A 2,255-nucleotide genomic window follows, 5' to 3' on the forward strand; every position below is an offset into this window, starting at 1 on the left:
TAAAATAGTACTACCAGTCACATTAGACTTCTTAGTAATACTAAGATTCACAGTAGGAACAACAGTAATATTACCAGAATCAGAAGTATTAGCAGAAGTATCACCAGTATTATTCTCAACAAGACCAATAACACTAACAGTGTTTGTAATATTACCAATACCATTAAGCCTCACAACAATAGTTAAAATAGCACTACTACCATTAGCCAAAGAACCAATAATCCACTTACCAGTACCATTATCATAAGAAACACTATTAGTCAAAGTAGAATTAACATAAATCAATCGACTATCTAAAACATCAGTAAGCTCTAAACCAGTAGCAGTGTTCGGACCAAAATTAGTCACATTAACAACATAAGAAATAAATGCACCATTTAAAACATTACCACTCACATTGGACTTCTTAGTAATACTAAGGTTTACAGTAGAAACAGCAGTAAAACTAGCAAATTTGTAAGTATCATCTGGATCAGCAAGATTAACTTCATTAATAGCAGTTACATTAGCAGTGTTATTAATAAGGCCTACACCATTAATTCTAGCAACAATTGTTAAAGTCACAGGAACACCAATATACAAATTATCAATAACCCACAAGCCAGTAACAGAATTATAATCTCCAGCAGCAGAACGATTACTAGTAATATATATAAGTCTAGAATCTAATAAATCACTTACACGTACACCAGTAGCATTGTTAGGACCAGAATTATTTACAGTAACAACATAAGTAACTAAACCACCATTTAAAACAGTACCAGAAACATTAGCTATTTTACTAGAAATACTCACATTAGCTTGATTAGAAGAACCAACAAAAACAAAACTTTCATATTCACCAATATTAGTTTGATCAACAGAACTAACATTAACCTCATTAACAAGACCACCAGTAGTAGTAGCCTGAGCAACAATCACCAAAACAGCAGACTCACCAACATTTAAAGTAGGAATAGTCCATAAACCATTAGCTGAATTGTAAGAAGCATTAGAAGCATTGATAAATATTAATGAACCAGCAGATAAAACATCCAACATAACAAGATTAGTAGCAATATCAGGGCCATAGTTAGTCACATTAAGAGTAAATGTAATATAGCCTAAATAGTTAGTTGCAGTAACATTAGCAGTTTTACTAACAGTTAAATTAATAACAGGAGTACCACGAAGAGTCAACTCAACAGTATAACCATCAGCAGAAACATTTAAATTATTAAAGAAACTAGAACCATTAACATAACCACTACGATTATAATCACTGCCATCATAATTAGTAACATTACTATACAACAAATTAGTAGAATTCCTTAACTGAACACCAATATTAAAATCAGGCAACAAGTTAGTATTAGCAGGTAAACTACCATCATTTAAAACAAACCTATGACCAATAGTCACAGCACCAGGTGATAAATTTCTATTAGTATTAGTATAAACTACATATCTATTGTTAAAAACATAAAACAACTCTAAAACATAATATAAATAGTTATCCAAATTAACACCATTATTATAAATTAAACTAGTAATATTATTGTTACCCCACCAATTATACTTAACATCAGTATTCTGACCATTATAATTCAAACTATAAGAACCAGAATTATTGCTACCAACAATTCTATTATAATTGATTTTAACACCAGAAGTTGCAGTATCAATATAAATACCACCAGTATTGTTTAAGATGTTAGAGCTTGTAATTTGACTGTTACTTTTACCTAAGTATATTGCATATCCATTATTTCTAGTAAAAGTAGAGGAATTAATATTAGCATAACCATGAGCAGAAATAGCTCCACCACGAGTAGCACGGTTATTATCAAAAACAGAAGTATTAACATATAAAAAACTGTTATCCACAGTATAAATAGCTCCACCTTCAGATTTTGCACTATTATTAGCAAAAGTATTATTTAGAGCATTAAAAGTACTACCAGCACTAACATAAACAGCCCCACCTAGATCCTCACTACCATTTACATAAGTAATGTTTCTAGAGGTAACATTACTATTGCCACCAACAATGAAACCACTTCTTACAGAGTTAGCACCATCAAAGACAACAGCACCACCTAAACTGGTATAACCAAGGAAAGTAGCATTATCATTAACATTTTGATTAACATTCAAACTACCAGCATAAAGACCAGGAGCAATATGAACAGTAAAATTATTCCAACCTTGAGAATCAGCAATACCTAAAGCACCAGCAATAGACTTAAGAGCAGTAGTCCAATTAATACCTAAGA

1 protein-coding gene is annotated in these 2,255 nt (G+C 31.3%); it reads right to left on the reverse strand.

Features of this window, described 5'->3' with window-relative positions; all coding sequences use genetic code 11:
- Positions 1-2,255 (reverse strand): DUF11 domain-containing protein (locus MBCUR_RS02025; protein WP_157077555.1); only part of this gene is annotated, 2,255 nt, incomplete at both ends.

It is taken from the genome of Methanobrevibacter curvatus, from assembly GCF_001639295.1.
GTDB lineage: Archaea > Methanobacteriota > Methanobacteria > Methanobacteriales > Methanobacteriaceae > Methanoflexus > Methanoflexus curvatus.